18 protein-coding genes and 1 pseudogene are annotated in these 17,619 nt (G+C 51.9%); 4 read left to right on the top strand and 15 right to left on the bottom strand.

From position 1 onward, the window contains the following. Window positions 1–15 precede the first annotated feature (15 nt). Complete coding sequence (locus GGC63_RS05080; RefSeq protein ID WP_079914425.1) at window positions 16–396, bottom strand: response regulator; 381 nt, start codon at window positions 394–396, stop codon at window positions 16–18. A gap of 211 nt (window positions 397–607) precedes the next feature. Here GGC63_RS05080 and GGC63_RS05085 point away from each other — a divergent pair, with 211 nt between their 5' ends. Further along, window positions 608–997: a hypothetical protein gene (locus GGC63_RS05085; RefSeq protein WP_192701317.1), complete on the top strand. Its 390-nt coding sequence runs from the start codon at window positions 608–610 to the stop codon at window positions 995–997. Window positions 998–1,001: 4 nt separating this feature from the next. Here GGC63_RS05085 and GGC63_RS05090 read toward each other — a convergent pair. Next, window positions 1,002–1,372: pseudogene (locus tag GGC63_RS05090) on the bottom strand (gamma-glutamylcyclotransferase). A gap of 154 nt (window positions 1,373–1,526) precedes the next feature. Here GGC63_RS05090 and GGC63_RS05095 point away from each other — a divergent pair. Continuing rightward, the gene (locus GGC63_RS05095; protein WP_079914422.1) at window positions 1,527–1,667 is read left to right on the top strand and encodes an N-acetylmuramoyl-L-alanine amidase; all 141 of its coding nucleotides are present in this window, start codon (window positions 1,527–1,529) and stop codon (window positions 1,665–1,667) included. Between the two features lie 212 nt (window positions 1,668–1,879). Then, window positions 1,880–2,641, top strand: a complete 762-nt coding sequence (locus GGC63_RS05100) for a sulfite exporter TauE/SafE family protein (protein ID WP_079914421.1) — start codon at window positions 1,880–1,882, stop codon at window positions 2,639–2,641. Here the strand turns inward: GGC63_RS05100 and GGC63_RS05105 are convergent. From GGC63_RS05105 to GGC63_RS05140, 8 genes are all read right to left on the bottom strand, one after another. After that, window positions 2,619–3,404, bottom strand: a complete 786-nt coding sequence (locus GGC63_RS05105; RefSeq protein ID WP_192701318.1) for a LamB/YcsF family protein — start codon at window positions 3,402–3,404, stop codon at window positions 2,619–2,621. The two genes, GGC63_RS05100 and GGC63_RS05105, sit on opposite strands and share 23 nt — an antisense overlap. Before the next feature lie 155 nt (window positions 3,405–3,559). Further along, the gene (locus tag GGC63_RS05110) at window positions 3,560–3,847 is read right to left on the bottom strand and encodes a CD3324 family protein (protein WP_079914419.1); all 288 of its coding nucleotides are present in this window, start codon (window positions 3,845–3,847) and stop codon (window positions 3,560–3,562) included. A 690-nt stretch (window positions 3,848–4,537) separates the two neighbouring features. Then, entirely contained in the window at window positions 4,538–5,557 is a 1,020-nt protein-coding gene (locus GGC63_RS05115) for a biotin-dependent carboxyltransferase family protein (protein WP_192701319.1), read from the bottom strand. Next, window positions 5,554–6,477 (bottom strand): 5-oxoprolinase subunit PxpB, encoded by a 924-nt coding sequence (gene pxpB / locus GGC63_RS05120; protein WP_192701320.1) that lies wholly within the window; start codon window positions 6,475–6,477, stop codon window positions 5,554–5,556. Before pxpB ends, GGC63_RS05115 begins: the two co-directional genes overlap by 4 nt. Then, window positions 6,478–7,266 (bottom strand): alpha/beta hydrolase, encoded by a 789-nt coding sequence (locus tag GGC63_RS05125; protein WP_192701321.1) that lies wholly within the window; start codon window positions 7,264–7,266, stop codon window positions 6,478–6,480. Window positions 7,267–7,423: 157 nt separating this feature from the next. Continuing rightward, window positions 7,424–8,530 (bottom strand): histidinol-phosphate transaminase, encoded by a 1,107-nt coding sequence (gene hisC / locus GGC63_RS05130; RefSeq protein ID WP_079914415.1) that lies wholly within the window; start codon window positions 8,528–8,530, stop codon window positions 7,424–7,426. Between the two features lie 344 nt (window positions 8,531–8,874). After that, a complete protein-coding gene (locus tag GGC63_RS05135) occupies window positions 8,875–9,378 on the bottom strand; it encodes a GNAT family N-acetyltransferase (RefSeq protein WP_192701322.1) in 504 nt (167 codons plus the stop codon). 59 nt (window positions 9,379–9,437) lie between these two features. Continuing rightward, complete coding sequence (locus GGC63_RS05140; protein ID WP_192701323.1) at window positions 9,438–11,024, bottom strand: bifunctional metallophosphatase/5'-nucleotidase; 1,587 nt, start codon at window positions 11,022–11,024, stop codon at window positions 9,438–9,440. Between the two features lie 281 nt (window positions 11,025–11,305). Here GGC63_RS05140 and GGC63_RS05145 point away from each other — a divergent pair, with 281 nt between their 5' ends. Beyond that, window positions 11,306–12,274 carry a phosphate/phosphite/phosphonate ABC transporter substrate-binding protein gene (locus GGC63_RS05145; protein ID WP_079914412.1) on the top strand — a complete coding sequence of 323 codons (969 nt, stop codon included), beginning with the start codon at window positions 11,306–11,308 and terminating at the stop codon, window positions 12,272–12,274. Window positions 12,275–12,349: 75 nt separating this feature from the next. On the opposite strand, the gene phnE (GGC63_RS05150) is transcribed toward GGC63_RS05145, so the two are convergent. From phnE (GGC63_RS05150) to GGC63_RS05170, 5 genes are all read right to left on the bottom strand, one after another. After that, window positions 12,350–13,141 carry a phosphonate ABC transporter, permease protein PhnE gene (gene phnE, locus GGC63_RS05150; RefSeq protein ID WP_412973851.1) on the bottom strand — a complete coding sequence of 264 codons (792 nt, stop codon included), beginning with the start codon at window positions 13,139–13,141 and terminating at the stop codon, window positions 12,350–12,352. Beyond that, window positions 13,141–13,935, bottom strand: a complete 795-nt coding sequence (gene phnE / locus GGC63_RS05155) for a phosphonate ABC transporter, permease protein PhnE (protein ID WP_192701325.1) — start codon at window positions 13,933–13,935, stop codon at window positions 13,141–13,143. Before phnE (GGC63_RS05155) ends, phnE (GGC63_RS05150) begins: the two co-directional genes overlap by 1 nt. Then, complete coding sequence (phnC, locus tag GGC63_RS05160; RefSeq protein ID WP_192701326.1) at window positions 13,935–14,705, bottom strand: phosphonate ABC transporter ATP-binding protein; 771 nt, start codon at window positions 14,703–14,705, stop codon at window positions 13,935–13,937. The genes phnE (GGC63_RS05155) and phnC overlap by 1 nt, the downstream gene beginning before the upstream one ends. Window positions 14,706–14,897: 192 nt before the next feature. Further along, window positions 14,898–15,701 (bottom strand): lipid II flippase Amj family protein, encoded by an 804-nt coding sequence (locus GGC63_RS05165; RefSeq protein WP_192701327.1) that lies wholly within the window; start codon window positions 15,699–15,701, stop codon window positions 14,898–14,900. Between the two features lie 230 nt (window positions 15,702–15,931). Then, a complete protein-coding gene (locus tag GGC63_RS05170) occupies window positions 15,932–17,560 on the bottom strand; it encodes an extracellular solute-binding protein (RefSeq protein ID WP_192701328.1) in 1,629 nt (542 codons plus the stop codon). Window positions 17,561–17,619 lie beyond the last annotated feature (59 nt).

Consider the following 17,619-nt stretch of genomic DNA (forward strand, 5'->3'; position numbering starts at 1 on the left):
ATGATATGTAGCACGTTACGGTCCGCCTTCTATTAGCTGCTGCACCACCTCAATCAACTGAAGGGGACTGAACGGTTTTACGATATAAGTGCTGACCCCGGCCTGTTTTGCCCGTTCCCGGTCTTTTTCCAGCGCTTTGGCTGTCAACAGGATTACCGGAGCGGCTTGATTGGGATTGTCGTGGGTACGCAGCCATTCACAAACTTCTACACCCGTCAGCTCCGGCATCATATAATCGAGAATAATAAGATCATAACGCGTGCTTTGTATATGGGACAGCGCTTGTTTTCCATCCTCTGCTTCCGTAATGTCATATCCCTCATCCGTCAAAGTCTCAGTCAATAAAAAACGAAGCGCTAATTCATCATCCGCTAATAAAATACGGTAATCGGACATGCAGGTTTCCCCTCAATTTCCTCAGCAATTTGCTTATCATTATATCATTTTCCAACCTCATTTCGGTGCAAAAATACAAACTTCTACATCTTCAGTTGGAAAAATTAGTTTTCTACTCCATTAGAACTATGCTACAATAAAGCAGCAATCGGATTTTATCATTTCTTTAGCAATATTAGTCATTTAGAACTATTGAAAGGAGAGCTAGTCATTGGAACACGTTGATTTGTTAATAAAAAAGCTGACTAAATACGTCTCCTTCGGCCAACCGGTTTCTTCCGGCTCTGTCTTTAACCAACGCATATCCGATCCAAGAATTCCTATTTCAGCATACTACATGACCATGAAGCCCCACAACGAGGAAGAACGCTGCTATCATGAGGTGTGGCTCACCAAAGAGGGCCTTTTTGCCATCACGGAGGCATGGTATACCGATACGATGGTCAAACGCAAGCTGATCCATAACGATTTAACGTACGAACAGCTAATAGAAGTCCATGGAGAAGATGAAGCCAAGGGCGTCGTCGTTAGAATGACCGAAATCATCAGCAAATCCGAATCGGATGACTGGAGCCGCAGCCTGCATTCCAGAAGAATGTAAGCCGTTATGCTTCCTTACGGCGGGTGCGCCATGAACCGTCCGGAATCGGTGGACACCCCCGGCTGTCATTCCAAACATACACCCATCCTTCGCGTTCCGGCCGCAGCGCATCGTGAACCCACACTCTCTCTCGTTAAGCTGCCCCGGTCCATGATAATCCTCCAGCCCATCCAGCTGAACGAGCCCCTCCTCCGAGACAAGCAGCCACTCCCCTTCAACCGAGCCTTCTCCAGCAAGCACTAGCCCAGGGTAAGGTCCATAATTGTAGAGCGCCCCCCTGACACATCCTTTTTCAAGCTGTTCCACATAGGGCTTAGCCACTTCGTGATTGGTCTCTCCCTGCAGCAGGGTCCCGTAAACAAATATCCAGATCATATTCGTTTCCCTCCTCTAGCGCGGCTTTTCTGTGACTTGGGCGGGGCTCTCATACTTTCATACCCCTTCGAGCGTTAGCCGTCGCCGTTCGCGAGCGGCAGCATACTTTGTATTATATTCATAAAATACAGCCTGGGAAGAAGGGGATGATCCGATGCTCAGTAAAGAAGACGCTAACAAAATCATTTTGTTCCTTTCTGCCGCCTACAGCTGCACCGATTCCGAAGAAGCGCAAGCCGAATTCCACCGTCTGGCCAATGAACTGCGCAAAGCATCCGGGCAGCCGGAAGAATAACTTCAATTCCTCGCCCAACGCCGTTTTCATCTGCAAAGCCGGCGTTTTTTTGCATGTCATCGTTCACCTAGAGATATTCGCCCTCATATAGTAAGTTAGCTTATCGAAGAAAAAAATGCCATTTTCTTAAAAACACATATTGCCGATAATATTACTAGGAATTATAATAAAGCTATAACTTTCAAAGCATTCAAATGCATGGGGTGGAAATCATGGACTGGAGCATTGCATTAATGGGGCTGTTCGTCGGCCTTTTGGTCGGCTTGACGGGTGTAGGGGGAGCTGCATTACTAACCCCTCTTCTTGTATTATTGGGGATTCAACCAACCGTTGCTGTCGCTACGGATTTGTTCTACAACTCGATTACGAAGCTGTTCGGCAGTATTCAGCATTACCGGCAAAAGACGATCAACTTCAAGGTAACCAAGTATTTGGCCTTCGGCAGCATTCCAAGCGCCATTGCCGCAATTCTGCTGCTGGAGCTGTATCCGCCGCTGCACGAGATTCAAGAGACGGTTATCAAGCATACGCTCGGCATCGTTCTGATCGTGGTCGCGATTCTGAGCATCGCCAAACAGTGGATCAGCCGCTTCAGCACGAATCGATGGCAGGAGAAATCCGACGAGGAAAAGAAATGGATGACGATCGGCATCGGTGTCGCATTGGGCTTCATCGTCGGGATGACCTCGATCGGCTCGGGATCGTTATTCGCCCTGGCCATGATGTTCTTCTTCCGCATGGGTGCGGCCGAATTGGTGGGAACCGATATCGCACATGCCTTTTTGCTGGTCTCCGCAGCCGGCATTATGCATGCAGGGTTCGGCAATATCGATTATCATCTGGCCTTCAATCTCCTCGCAGGTTCCGTACCCGGCGTCCTTCTGGGAAGCGGCCTGTCGGCAAAGCTGCCGGGCAAACCGCTGCGGACGATTATGGCTGCCATCATTCTGATCAGCGGTTTGAAAATGGTTTGAGGTTAGGCGCGCTGACGACAACGCCCTCCTGCTCCAATCGCTGCTTTATTGCTATGGCAAATTCAAGCGCATGCGGGCTGTCCCCATGAATGCATACCGTGTCGGCTGCTATGCTGATAGTACCGCCGTCGCCGGTCCATGCCAATCCATCCCTTACGATAAGGAGCGCTTGCTCCGCCGCTTCAACCGAATCCTGCAGGACGGCATTAGCCTCGGAACGCGGGGTTAATGTTCCATCCGCACGGTAGGTTCGGTCCGTGAACGCTTCCTCCGCAACCAGCAGCCCACGGCGAATACCGGCTTTGGTAAGCTCGCTTCCCGCCAATCCGAACAAAATCAGCCCCGGATCGACCCGGTACACGGCTTCGGCAATCGCCTCGGCCAACGCAGAATCGGCCGCTGCCATATTATATAGGGCCCCGTGCGGCTTCACATGCCGCAGGACCGCATCCTCGGATCGGACAAACCCCATTAAGGCGCCAATCTGATAGATGACCATCTCATAGGCTTCGTCCGGTGTAATACGCATCTCCCGGCGCCCGAAGCCGTTCAGGTCCGGAAGACCGGGATGCGCTCCGATCGCGACTTTATTCGCCTTGCATGCCCGGACCGTTCTTCGCATCACGGCCGCATCGCCTGCATGAAATCCGCAAGCAATATTGGCCGATGTAATATAGGGCATCAGCCTTTCATCCATTCCTATGCGATAGGCGCCAAAGCTTTCACCCATATCGCAATTGAGATCAATCCATAAAGGACGCATCGTATTCGTCTCCTTAGTTCAAATTCACCCTGCAGTTTTGCTCTCCAGGCAGATAAACTGCCGTGCATTACCTCAAGAATGAAAAAAAGCCTTAGGAAATCCTAAGGGGCTTTTTTTCGTATATATATGGAACCCGATTGGCGTTCCCTCCGCAGCTAGTGCTGGCGGGCAACCGCAACGCGGGTTTTAACGATAATTTTGCGTATGCTGTCCTCGGACAGATGGAATTTTTGAATCAGCTCCAGAACGGTTGAACCGTTCTCATAGAGGCGGTATATTTCATGGTTACGCCGCTGGATCGTAAGACGTGTTCCGTTGTTTTCTCCCCAGCCTGCACGCGTCTGTTCTTTTTTCGGGATATAGATAATCTCGCCCTGAATATAGTCCTGCAGTTGTTTCAGCAGACTAGGGGGAAGAATATCTTTTCCGTTTTTGTACCCCATCGATGAAATCCTCCTTCCGTGCATTAGTCGCTAGCGCCGCCGTGAAAGAGATAAGCATTTTCATCTTTACACCTCCTAAGAGTTTTACTCTGCCAAGCTTTCTTCTTTAAGTCGCTGCAAAAGAAAGGTTCTGCACAACTTACTTCATAAAAGCCCTCATAGAGCTTTACTCCACACAACCTGCTGTACGAGGTTGCGCCGAGTTGTTGTAAACGTCAGGGTCAATACATGAAAACAAAAAAACACGATCTGCCGTATCGTGCCTGGGAGCCATATTATATGTCATGGTTCATGTCAATGACGTCAGGTGACGGTGATGGGAAAATGCTTATTCAATTCAGCCAAAACCCTTTTTTAATAGTTGTTGTGAAGTCGAACATCGAACGCCACTCCTTTCGTATATTTTCATGATTCCATTTACTTCCTAATTGATTATACCTTATTCAAGGTCTTCATGTCTATTCGCTATTTTGGAAAAATAGAGGGAGGCTTGAAGGCCTCCCCTGGTTATGGAGCCTCTGCTTACGCAGAGACCACCTCCGGTTGTGTGTTCATTGCACTGATCACTCCTTTCCTTGAGTGTTAGCTGGCCTGCTACAATACTATTTACTCATATTTGCCAGGCTGTCTCAAGCGAAAGAATGGTTATAATGAATTTCTCCTTATGGCCTTATGATAAAAAATAGCATCCTACGGCATCGACGCCCCTGCCTTCAGTCGGACAAGCTGCTCCAGCCGGCGCAAATCAAGCTGCTGCCGGATGTAGAGAGATTGCGCTTCCTGCAGGGTGATTTCCCGGAAGCGAACGGTTTCTCCCGGCTTCAGCTGGGCCAGCAGCGGCAGATCGGCGGCGGCGACCTGGGCGATGCGCGGATAGCCGCCCGTCGTCTGGGCATCGGCCATTAGCACAATCGGCTGGCCGCCAGGCGGTACTTGAACCGTGCCCATCGTCACGGCTTCCGAGATCATTTCACGCGGCTCGGCTTCCTCGAGCCGCGCGCCCGCCAGGCGGTAGCCCATGCGGTCCGACTGAGGGGTTATGCTGTAGGGCGTGGTGAAGAAGCTATGCAGGCTGCCGCCTGTCATCGCTTCCGCCTCACGCCCGCGGGTCACGCGCACCGCCGGTTGCTCCGCATACGGCGGACGCGCGCTCGGCGCGATCGCCCACGCAGCGGGGGCGATCGGCGCCTCTGGCGCAGCCGCGGCCAAGCGGGCCACGAGCGCGAGGGCGGCCGCCGAAGGCGTGCCAGCCTGCAGCCGGTCTCCCGGCTGCAGCGCACGCCCGGCGAAGCCGCCGAGCCGCGACGGCACGTGCGTGCTACGGCTGCCGAGCACGGCGGGAACGGCGATGCCGCCCGCCACGGCCAGGCACGCGCGCGCCCCGCGGAGCGCGCGGCCGAAGCGCAGCACGGTGCCCCTGCGCACGAGCACAGGCCGCCAGCCGGGCAGCGGCGGCCCCTCATCGGCGCGGGCGTCCATGTCCGCGCCGCACAGAGCCACGAGCGCGTCGTCGTGAAATACGAGCGTCGCGCCCGTGAGGGTCATTTCGAGCGTAGCTGCACCGCGCTCGTTGCCGACAAGCAGGTTCGCCGCCTGAAGGGCGAACCGGTCCATGGCCCCGCTTGTCACGACGCCCACGCCGCGCAGGCCGAAGCGCCCTTCATCCTGTACCGTCGTCAGCATGCCAGGATGCAGCACCTCGATCGTCATCGCGCATCCTCCTGCTCCACAAATCTCTCCCAGCTGTCACCGTCGGACGGAGCGCCTTCCAGAGCGGCAAACTGCGCTTCCGATATGGCCCTGAAACGAACCCGGTCGCCAGCCTGAAACAGGGAAGGCTGCGCTCTCCAAGGGTCGAACAGACGAAGAGGTGTTCGTCCGATCAGCTGCCAGCCGCCGGGGGATGCCACCGGATAAATGCCGGTCTGCATCCCGGCGATGCCCACCGTTCCTTCCGGCACAAGCTGCCTCGGATGGGCTCGCCTCGGCATGGCTAGAGACTCAGGGAGTCCGCCCATATAGGGAAAGCCGTTGGTGAAACCGACCATATAGACGGTGTACAATACAGAACAGTACCGTTCTATCGTCTCTTTCTCCGTAATGCCAGCTTGGGCCGATAGCGCCGGCAAATCCGGCCCGAATGCACCTCCGAAGCAGACGGGAACCACACGAAGAGCTTGGCGTCCTTCGTTCTCCATTTCGCTTATCGTTACATCTAGCAGCTTCAGCCGCCCTCTTATCCAGCTGCACATGAGCTCATAAGGAGAAGGCTCTTTTCCGGCAAGCGACACATCCGGCTTCAATTCTCCGCCCTCCACACTGCTGTGTGAAGAAGCTGTTTCCTCCCGATAAGCTTGCTTATCGATATATAACGCTACAGGATCATAATAGACGGTCACCGTCCTGTAGGCTCTGACGAATTCAACGACAGCCGGGCCAGGGTCATGCTCCAGACAGCGAACGGCTGCGCTGACGACATCCAGCATCGCTTCGCTGATTTCCCCGTCCCAACGAATGACAACCGCCTGTTCCCCAAGCGGGTACAGCTCATATGGCAGCGATTGAGCCGGATTAGCCTGCTCCCCAGCGGCTTTCCGTTCGCCCCCGCTCTTCCAATCGCTTTCGTTCATCTAGAATCCGCGCTGCTTCAGCCACGATGCGCATACATCCGTCCATGCCTTGACCCCGGGCTGTTCTGCTGCCAGACCCAAGCCGTGGCGGCCGCTTTCAAAGACATGAAGCTCGAACGGCACGCGATTGCGGCTGAGGGACGATGCGAACAGCAGGCTGTTCTCTACCGGTACCGAGGCATCATCGGCCGTATGCCACAAAAATGTCGGCGGCGTATCCTCCGTCACCTGCAATTCATGGGACATAAGCTCCACCAAAGACGGGTCCGGAGACTCTCCCAGCAAATTGTTCAGCGAGCCTTTATGAGCATAGGTGCCGAAGCTGATCACCGCATAACAAAGCACTAACAGGTCCGGGCGGCTGCTTTCGCGTTCAATCGGGTCCTCTGCATCCGGACGTCCGGCATCATATTGGGTACCGGCAGATGCCGCCACGTGCCCTCCGGCCGAAAATCCCAGAATCCCTACCCGATTCGGATCGATATTCCATTGCTTGGCGTTGCTTCTCACCGTACGGATCGCTCTCTGCGCATCCATAAGCGGATTCGGATGACGGTAAGGAGCGACGCGGTAATGAACGACGAAGGCGGAGATCCCTAAAGAATTCAACCACAGCGCTACAGGCTCCCCTTCGTGCTGGGCTCTACGGGCATAGCCTCCCCCCGGACAAACGACGACTGCGGCTGTCGGTTCTTCTCCCTCTACAAGATAAGGGACCAGAGTCGGTTTATCCTCCGGTTCTTCCCCTAACGCGTTCGGTGTTCCGTTTGGCCATAACAGCATACTCATTCCACAATTCCCCCTCAAAGATCATCAGCATAATTGCCTAAAAATGGCTTCCTGCTTAAATCATACTATATTGGGGGCAATTCTTGAATACTCCGGAGGCAGCAACTTTCGCTTCATTGCCGCATCGCAGCAATGCAGGCCGGACCGCAGCGATCCGCTATTCCCCCAATAAGGAAGTCAGCTGACGGATGAAGAAATCATTTTCTTCTTGGGTCCCTACAGTTACGCGAATATGCTCCGGCATCCCCCATGTGCCGCCGTAGCGTACGATCACCCCAAGCTCCATAAGACGCCCATACAGCTCCTTCGCGTCAGGGCCAAGCTTCACAAGAATAAAGTTCGTCATACTTTCGGTATAAGACAATCCCAACACGCGAAAAGCCTCGTACAGCTGTTCCCGGCCGAGGGCATTCACGCGACGGGACGCCTCGACATGCTCCGTATCTGCAATGGCTGCCTTCGCTGCCTCTTGAGCCAAAGCGTTGACATTGAAAGGCTCTTTAACCTGCAAAATGCTTGCTATGATAGGAGCAGGCGCTGCCCCAAAACCAACACGGATGCCTGCCAATCCATAGATTTTGGAAAAGGTCTGGAGCACGATGACCGGATTTCCTTCCCGTACAAACTCAAGGCCGTCCGTATAGTCTTCGGCCGAAGCAAAGTGACTGTACGCGGAGTCGTACATGACAAGCACATCCTTAGGCAATGCGTTGAGCAATCGCCGAAGATCTTCACGGGATAAGTATGTACCGGTCGGATTATTCGGCGAGCATAAGAATACCATCTTGGTTCGTTCCGTAACGGCGGACAGCAGATCCTCCACATGATATTGATAGCTTTCGTCAAGCGGAACCGGAACAGGGACAGCTCCCATCAGGTGAGCCCCAAACTCGTATTCGCTGAATGACGGATGCGGTACGACGACCTCATCCCCCTCCTCCAAAAAAGCCTCCGCCACCAGCTTGATCAGCTCGTCGGCTCCATTCGTTACGATAAGCTGGTCGGGAGTCAGCTGCAGCTGGGCAGCGATAGCCTCGTTCAGCCCTTTGGTGCTTGCGTCCGGATAACGATGAATTTCCGGCAAATAGGCAATTATCGCCTCTACCGCCTTGGGGGAAGCCCCAAGCGGGTTTTCATTGGATGCCAGCTTGATGACCTTATCGATGCCGAGCTCTTGCTGTACTTCCCATATCGGCTTGCCGGGAGAGTACGGCTTCATATGATTCAATGCCTTGCGCGCTTTCACTTGAATGGTTGGGTTCATGGTACACGATCTCCTTATCGTTTACTTTATCACTACAATTCGATAATACATTAATACATTAATCTAGTAAAGTACCAAATCAAAAAAAGACTTCCTAAGAAGTCTTCACGTTTTTGAAAAAACCATCTTACAGGAAAAATGCGAATGGTGATAGGTGGGGTGTCCCTCGTAGGAGCGATAGCGTCCGCCTTTGTTCGCGGAAAATAACCACTGTAAAGTGATATAATTAAAATTTTCCGGGAACAACAGCGGCCGGAGGGGGATACCCTACCGGGTTACCGATGCTATTTTTCAAGTTTCACAGGTTTTTCAACAGACTTGGACTTCCTAAGAAGTCTTCCAATCTATACTCGAATCGATAGGAAATCCTCATCCCAGTAAGCTCCGTCGATCTTTAACGCTTGTTTTTCCGTCGCGTAGCATACGAAGCCCAGCGATTCATAGAGCCGTTTGGCCGCTTGGTTGCTGGAGATAACCGTCAAATGGACTCTTTCCAAGCCCGCACAAGTCTTAGCCTCCATCAGCAGTGCCGATACAAGTGCCTGACCCAGCCTTTGTTTACGGTATTCCGGAGCTACATACATGGCGTATAGATTCGCTTTATGCCTGAGCTTCGGATTGCTCTCACGGACCAATGTCACTACGCCGGCCAGTTCCCCTTCGTCCGAGAAAGCCCCCAATGTAAACTTATCGGCGGTAGGCTGAAGGTTATGACGAATGGTTTCCAGCGGCTTCGTAATTTCTACCTCATAAGTAGTCAAAAATGCATCCGGATGCTCCTTAAGCGACCTGAGTCTGATGTCCCTGTACCGCTCGGCATCGGCTGGCGTCAGCTTGCGAATCACCATTCGTCCGACCTCCTTTTTTTCGCGCTTCTCGTTATACAAATTGCAGGGGAGTGGACCACTCAGTCCCAAATAACCTCCCAATTGGAGTTCAAGGAAGCCTCAATCGTTCCTCTCTCCATAATGTAGGTGGCTAGCAGCTCCGCCATATCTGTCGGAATGTCGCGTACGACAGGCTTGCCTTGGAACATTGTATAATTGCCGCCGCCGCCCGCGCGGTAATTGTTCATAACGACATCATACTGGGCGTGCATATCCAGCGGCTTGCCTTGATACTGCAGCATGACGACGCGTTCCCCTTCCGGACGGGAAATGTTGAGCTTATATTCAATGCCTTCCCACATGTCGTAATTGTAATGCTGCGGTTTAGGCTCGCTGAACGAAGGGTTGACCTTCACTGACTCGCCGTCATACGTTTCAAAATAGGAGGCCGAGCGTTCCAGCGCGTCCTTGATATCCTGTCCGCTGATTCTAATGACCTGGAGCGTATTAGGATAAATATAATTCGACACGATGTCGCGCATCGTAATATCCGGCGGGAACCCCGGAGCTATATTATCGAACAATGCCGTATTGGAGATCGGGGCGCCGGATAATTCCATCTGCACTTTGTTAATAAACTCGATCAGCGGATGCTCCTTGATCCGTACTCCCATGTGATCTGTTACTCTCATATCCCCAAGCAGCTTGCCGATAGGGCGGTCCAGCCACTCCTGGGTCAGCGCTTCATGCGGAGCGACGATGTCGAGCAGAGTGCTGTCCGGCTCCACTCCTTCAGGCGACAACAGCTCGGAGGACGACTGCGCTATGCTCCATTTTCCATCCCGCTTGGTCAATTGAAGCTGCACTTTTCCGAGATACGTCCCTTGGCTGCCCGGCTGAATTACGGTGACACCATTGATCTTGCAGTACGCTATCGTACGGTGCTGATGCCCGGTCAGCAGCACATCGATTCCCTGGACATTTTGGCACATGGCATAGCCTTCATTTTCCCCGGTCAAAGGCTCGGTCGGCTCGCCCGACACCAAATTCCGTTCGAAACCCCCGTGATAGGAGACGATCATCACATCCGGCTGTTCTTCCTTCCGTATTTTTGCCACCCATTTACCACATGCCTCGAACGCATCTTCAAAGTGCAGGGCTGCGATATGCTCCGGCTTCTCCCAGTTAGGAATGTAGTGGGTCGTAAGCCCAAGGACCGCAACGCGAATCCCTTCCGGAAGCTCGATCAGCCTATACGGCTTGCCGAAGAACGGCTCCCCTGTCTTGGCATCGACAATATTGGCGCTTAACCACGGAAAGCTCGATTCCCGCACGGCCTTTTGAAGAAGCTCCAGTCCATAGTTGAACTCGTGGTTTCCCATAACAGCCGCGTCGCAGCCGATAGCATTCATACAGCTGATCATCGGATTCGGGGCTTCCGCGTTCAGCTTGGCATGGTGATAAGCAAGGGGGGTCCCTTGGATCAAATCTCCATTATCTATGTAGAGGACATGTCCCCCGCTCCGCCGCTCCTTATTTATTAAGGAAGCAAGCTTGGCTAACCCGAAGGAAGTAGGCTGGTTATTGGCGTATTGGATAGGCAGCAAAGCCCCGTGCACATCGCTCGTTTCCAAAATCGTTATCGTGCAGGTTTGTTCGTTTGTCATGGGAAAAGAATCATCTCCGTTATCTTTTTTCTGTTTTCTCCAAATTAGGATGAACCTTGCCAGGCTTCAAAATTCCAATAGTCTACGGCGGGTCTCGCGGCAAAAAAATGGAAGTGCTTTCAAACCAACCATTCGTACCGGTTCATTTCATTACGACCTATTTTAACAAATTTTTTGGCTGCCAAGGTACTTTCTTAACATTTTTTTTACTGTAGAAATGGACATATTATGCTATAGTAGATCATGGATTCCATTCCATATTTAACGGGAGGTCAAAAAAAATGCTTAAAAAAGTAGCGGCAATCAGCTTATCGCTTCTGCTATCTGCAGGTATTGCAGCGGGCTGTGCTAAGAAAGATCAAACTCCGGCTGCACCTGCGCCAACAGACAAAGGAAAAACGGAAACAGCAACAAAGGGTTATGTTCCTAAGGAGCTGACGGTTCAATTCGTTCCTTCCCAAAGCGCAGAAACTTTGGAAGCTAAAGCGAAGCCGCTTGAGAAACTGCTGGGAGACAGACTTGGTATTCCTGTTAAGGTTTCTATCTCCACTAACTACAACACGATTATCGAAGCTATGGCTTCCAAGAAAGTCGATATCGGCTTCCTTCCTCCAACCGGCTATGTATTAGCCCACGATGAGAAGAAAGCGGCTGACTTGCTGCTTCAAGCACAACGTTATGGCGTTGACGACGCTACAGGTCAAGAAGACAAAACGAAGCTTGTAGATTCGTACAAATCTATGATTATCGTGAAAAACGATTCCCCCATCAAAACTATCGCTGATTTGAAAGATAAAAAAGTCGCTTGGCAGGACGTTACTTCCTCCGCCGGCTACATCTACCCGGGTCTTGAGCTTAAGAAAAACAAGCTCGACCCTGATAAAGACGTAAAAGGGATCACCGTTAAAGGTCATGACAAAGGCGTTCTGGCTGTTCTGAACAACGAAGTGGACGCAGCCGCCATTTTCCAAGATGCCCGTACAACGGTAATGAAGGACGTTCCAGACGTATTCTCCAAAACACGCGTGTTGTTCTTCACCGCTCCAATCCCTAACGATACAATCAGTGTTCGTAACGATATGGATCCGGAATGGCGCAAAAAAATCGCGGATGCGTTCATCGCTATCGGTAAAGACCCTCAAGGTCAACAAATCATTTATGATGTTTACTCCCACCGCGGTTACACAACTTCCGACGACTCCAAATTCAACGTCGTTCGTGATGCTAACAAGCAAATGGGCGGTAAGTAATACAAGTACAAAGAAGTGGCCAGGAATTCCTGACCACTTCTTTTTTTGCCTTATTTGGTTTCCTGCTGATGCTTATTACACCAGTTTCTTACGAATATAACCGGAAATAATATCGATCACCGTTACCATAACAATAACGCCAAGCAGGATAATGCCGACCCGAGACCAGCTGCGGGCTTCCAATGCGAAGATAAGCGGCGTACCGATACCACCGGCACCGATAACCCCCAGGATGGCAGCGGAACGGATATTAATTTCGAACCGATACAATGCGAAGGAGAAAAAGTCGGGAAGCACCTGCGGAATGACCGCAAACCACAGCGTTTGAAGCTTGTTGGCGCCGCAAGCGATAAGAGCCTCCTGCGGACCCCGATCCAAATTCTCGATAGCCTCCGAATACAGCTTACCGAGCATCCCGATGGAGTGAACCCCTAGCGCGAGCGCACCGGCGTAAGATCCGGGACCTACCGCTTTAATGAAGATGATCGCCATAACCACCTCAGGGAAGGTACGGATCAAGCTTAGCATAAACTTCCCGCTGCCTACCGCCCAGCGCGATTTGCCCTTGGCCGTAGCGGCCCAGAATGCGAAAGGAATACAGAGGACGGCCGAAATGAACGTACCCAGGATGGCGATAGCTACCGTATCCAGCAATCCGCGAAGCAGGTCCTCCCCTTCAGGTAAATAGACAAAGCCCCAATCCGGATGGAAAATGCCTTTGAAGATCGCCTTCGATACTTGACCCGCTGTTTCTTTAATGCCCGTAAACTCGATGCCCTTAAAGGCCCACACCAAAATAATAATGACAACGATCCAAATCGACCAATAACGAACCCGTTCGCCGATGTTCTTTTTATCCGTATTCATCATAGCAGCTTCTCCCGTAACTTAGTACTAATATAATCAATCACAAGCACGACCACGAGCGTGAACAAAATGATCGTTGCTGCCTGATCATAACGGAGACGGTCCAATGTTCTTTGCAGAATCAATCCGATACCGCCGGCTCCGACAAAGCCCAAGATCGCAGCGGCACGCACATTCACTTCGAACGTGTAAAGCACGTAGGCGGCAAACTGAGCCGTGACCTGCGGGACAACCCCAAAGTTGATCCATTGCAGCTTATTGGCGCCGACAGCCGTCATAGCCTCCAGAGGGCCGGGGTCAATGGATTCAATCGATTCGTAAGTCAGCTTGGACACTAAACCGAAGGAGAAAAACGCAAGAGCGATCGTTCCTGCCAGCATCCCATAGCCTACGATAGCAGCAAAGACGCCTGCATACATAAGGTCTGGAATGGTCCGCACCAGGTTCAGAATGAACCGGGCCAGGGCGCTCAGCACAGGAATTTGCGTTACATTGCGTGCTGCCAAAAATGCGACGGGAATAGAAAGCAAGGAACCTACCACCGTTCCGATAATAGCCATTCGAATCGTTTCTATCATCGGGTCAATGACCGTACTCAGGTAGCTCCAATTGGGAGGATACATCTCCTGGAACAGCTTTCCCATCTCGGGAATACCTTGAATAAGCTCTACGATAGAAGCGTCCGTTCGAATTGCGCTGCCGAACAAAAGCAGCAGAATGAAGATGACGGAAAGGGCAGGCTTTAAAGACGAAGGCTTTTGAAGCTGCTTCCCGCGTTGCTCGGATGCGGTCATTAGCCTTCCACCCCCAGCAGCTCGTCTTTCTTGATCGCGCGGCCGTAGATTTCCGAGAATTTCTCGTCGGTAGCTTCCGAAACCGGTCCGTCAAACACGACTTCCCCTGCCCGCAAGCCGATAATTCGAGTTGCATACTCTCTCGCCAGGTCAATGAAGTGAAGGTTGACAATCGTAGTGATGCCAAGCTCCTGATTGATCCGTTTCAAGTCATCCATAACCTGCCGGGTCGTCAACGGGTCCAGGGAAGCTACCGGCTCGTCAGCCAAAATAATTTTGGCCTCCTGTGCCAAAGCACGGGCAATCGATACACGCTGCTGCTGGCCGCCGGAAAGCTCGTCTGCGCGGGCGTATGCTTTCTCGCGAATGTTAACGCGCTCCAGCGCTTTGAGGGAAAGCTCAATATCCTCTTTGGGAAACAGACCAAGAATGGTTCTAAATGTAGAGTGATAGCCCACCCGGCCGGAGAGAACATTACGCAAAACGGATACCCGTTTGACCAGGTTAAAGCTTTGGAAAATCATACCGATATCGCGGCGCATGCGGCGAAGCTCAGCCCCACGGGCAGCCGTGATGGACTTGCCGTCTATCAAAATTTGACCGTCGGTAATTTCATGCAGCCGGTTCATCGAGCGCAGCAGCGTCGATTTTCCTGCACCGGACAGACCTACGATAACGACAAAATCACCCGGTTGGATGGTGAGGTTAATATTTTTTAAACCTACGGTACCATTGGGATAAACCTTGGAAACATTTTGAAATTCAATCATAGGATAGGCGTTTCTCCTCTAGTATAAAATGACTAACATTCGATACATTCGACATGAAAGCCCGTATTCCTTTTTTCCATTGAAATCTATATATTTCCTCAATATTGTCTGCTCATTTTCCCCCAATTCCCATAAAAAATACGCCTCTCCAAGCGTCTTGGATCAGCGCATCAACCGGTACTTTCGACCTATTTATGAAAAGAATGGAACCATCCACTGAATGAGCATCGTACAGGGAACCAGCAGCAATTGGGCAAGCCATGTGCCGCAAAACCGCGAAAACATCAGCCACCCGTACATTTTGCTGATGGAGGCCATGCTGGCCTTTCCGGTCATTGCCCGATCGGTCAGCAGAGCGACCTGCGGGTCGACCAGCAGGGTCATCAGGATCGTTGCGACGCCGTTCACGAGGCCCGACGACATGGAGGCAGCCGTACTGTGCCCGGGGCTAAGAAACGAAGAGTACAGCGCTGACAATACCCCGACGGTATAAAAGCCGGTGACGAACATGTTCAGCAGCAGAAGACGCTTCGGCACCCCTCCGACACGAAGGCGGGAAATCATCTCCCAGGTCGGGAGCTTGAACTGGCGGCCTGCGTATTTCAAGCTGCGAAAGGATACGGAATCCAGCACCAGGCGGGGCAAGGACCCGGTCACTTCAAGCCGGGCGATCAGCTTCACCGCTATACGGACCGCTGTAGGGAATAACAGGATGGCCAGCAGAGTGCCAAGCGACGCACCGGCAATCATGATGTGCATTTGAGCTTCCAGGGAAACGCCGGGATCGCGCTTGGCCTGATCGATGACGCCTCCCATCATGGGGCCCTGGATAAGATTGGACGTGCGCGAGAGCAGCACGATCATTCCCGTCAGCGACAAGGCGACGGCCAACTTGCCTGTCCGAACGCCAGCCAGCCGAATGCTGTAAGACAACGTTTCAACCGCATGGATGATCAGCGTTAACACTGCCACCCAGATTACTTTGTCCAAAATCATGCCATCCCTCCAGGCATTTTGCCGATTCCGTCCATTCTATTAAGAAGCCATTGGCCATTCAACAGAAGAGTCACACAAACAGAATCTCCGTCGTTAAGAATGATCTTACACTATACGGTACGAAAAAAAACAAGAAAAATGGCGTTGAACAACAATCGGTTTTGCAGCGTAAAAAAACGTGAAACCCTCCAGCCGCTTTGAGCGTGGAGGGTCTTCTGAATCATATTGCCTTATTTGCTTTTATTATAACGATCGTAAGCGGCCTTGTACGTTTTCAAATATTGGTCGACACCCATGCCATTGACCGTTGCCACATATTTATCCCACTCGTCGAAGGAGGCGGCGCCGGTAATCAATTTGGATTCCATCTCGCCGATATACGTCTGAATATCCGAGCCTTTGGTGCTCATGTACTCGTTCTCCGCATCGGTGAAGTTGAAGTTGTACCATAGATCCTTGATTGCATAAGGCTGAGCTTTCTTCCCGGCCTCTATCGATTCCGGCAGCGTCTCCGAGCCCTTGAAATATTTCTCCTGCACGTAGCCCGGATAGCTTCCGCCCATCCACGTTACATACTTCGTTAACGCCTGATCCATCGTCAAGCCGTTCGGATTTTTCTTGATTTCATCGATGTATTCGAGCTTGCCGTCGGCCGTTTTGGTATAGCTTGTCCCTTCGACGCCCATGAAATAAAACTGTGCACCTTCGTCGCTGAAGAAGTGGTCCATCCACCGGATGGTAGCCTCGATATTTTTGTTCTTATCCGTTATGACAAAAGCACCCGGCCACACCATCGGAACTTTGATGTGCGTGTACATCTGGTCCCCATGAGGTCCTTTCAGCGCGCCGAGTCCAAAATAGCCATCCCCGTTGAACTGGGTTTTCGGATTCGGGTTGATCGTCGAGCCGAGCACGTTCTTGGCTCCCTTGGCATAAAGCGCATTACCGTTCTGCGTGAAAATATCCTTGTCGATCAAGCCTTCCATATACAGCTTGTTGACATATTGCAGCACTTCCTTGTAGTTCTGGGTCAAGCGGAAAAAGCGAAGCTCATTCGTCTTCGGATCCACATCGACGAATTTATGCCCCAATCCTCGATTGCCTACGCCCCATGCTCCCTTGACTTGATCAATCAACGGACCGATGCCGGTACCGCTGTATGGAATTTCGTCCGGTTGACCGTTCCCGTTCAGATCCGTCGATTTCACAGCTTTCAGGTACGCGTACAGCTCCTCCGTCGTCTGAGGCTCCTTCATGTTCAATTTATCGAGCCAGTCCTTCTTGACCCACAACGGCGTACCGATCAGCATCGGCAAAAATTCCGGGCTGTAAAAAGAAGGGAACGAGTAAATATTGCCGTCCGGCATCGTCAATGCTTTGCGCAAGTCCGGATATTTATCCATCAGCTTCTTCAGGTTCGGCGCATAGTCGTTGATGTAATCGTTCAGCTTGACGAATACGCCTTGGCTGCCGTATTTCATCAGATCCGACGCGGGAACGCGTGCCGAATAGAACGCATCGGGGTAATCGCCGTTGGCCAGCGACAGGTTCCGCTTCTCCGTCAGGCTGCTGAAGGGAACGAACTGGAAGTTGACCTTCACATTCGACATCTTGGCGTACTCCTTCCACACGAGCCTCTCTTCAAAGCTGTTGCTGCCATTCGTATCGGCAAGTCCCGTGAAGAAGGTCAGCTCGATCGGCTGGTTGACGATAGGCAAACCGGTCTTGTTCACGTTGGGGGCTGCTGACTCCTTGCTCTCTGCCTGCTTGCCTGCATCCTTCGTATTGCTGCAGCCCGCCGTAAGGCTTACGGCCACAGCCGACGCCACTGTCAGCGCCGTTAGTTTCGTCCATTTCATCCGTATAGTTCCTCCCCGTTAATCTTTTCTCTATATGCCAAAAGGGAACCTGTCCCTTA

It is taken from the genome of Paenibacillus sp. OAS669, assembly GCF_014873645.1.
Taxonomy (GTDB): domain Bacteria; phylum Bacillota; class Bacilli; order Paenibacillales; family NBRC-103111; genus Paenibacillus_S; species Paenibacillus_S vulneris.